A 645-nucleotide genomic window follows, 5' to 3' on the forward strand; every position below is an offset into this window, starting at 1 on the left:
CGGCTGCGCGACGGGCGGGCCTGGACCCTGCTCACCACGACGCAGGAACTCAAGGGGCACGAGGAGAAGAAGGGGCGCGACCGCGACAAGGGCGTCGAGCACGTCATCACCCGCGGCCGGTACCGCTGGTGCTGCTGGTGCCGTCAGCGCCGCGGCCGCGGGCGCGTCTGTCGCCGAGTCGAAGGGCGCGCCCAAGTCGGGCGGCCTCACGCTCGGCGGCGGCGGCAAGGCGCCCGGTGCCCCCAAGGCCCCGGGCAGCGCCAAGGCCCCGGGCAGTGTCAAGGCCACCGGGGCCGAGGCTCCGGCCACCACCGCCGCGGCCAAGGTCGCTCCCAAGTCGGGCGGACTCTCCCTCGGTGGCGGCGCCAAGGCCCCGGGCGCACCGGGTGCCCCGAAGGCTCCTGGTGCCCCCAAGGCCCCGGGCGCGGCCGCGACCCCCGCTCCGGCTGCGGACGCGACTGCGGCGCCCGCACAACCCTCCGAGGCCCCCGCGGCCGCGGAGGCAGCGCCGGCCACGCCCGCGAAGCCCACGATCGGGCTGGGACTGAAGGGCGGGGCCAAGGCCCCCGGCGCCCCGAAGGCTCCGGGCGCCCCGAAGGCTGCTCCCGCTGCCGCCGCCCCGGTGGCCGAGAAGACCCCGGCCGC

This window comes from Dietzia sp. UBA5065, from assembly GCA_002415925.1.
In the GTDB taxonomy this organism is placed as follows: Bacteria; Actinomycetota; Actinomycetes; order Mycobacteriales; family Mycobacteriaceae; genus Dietzia.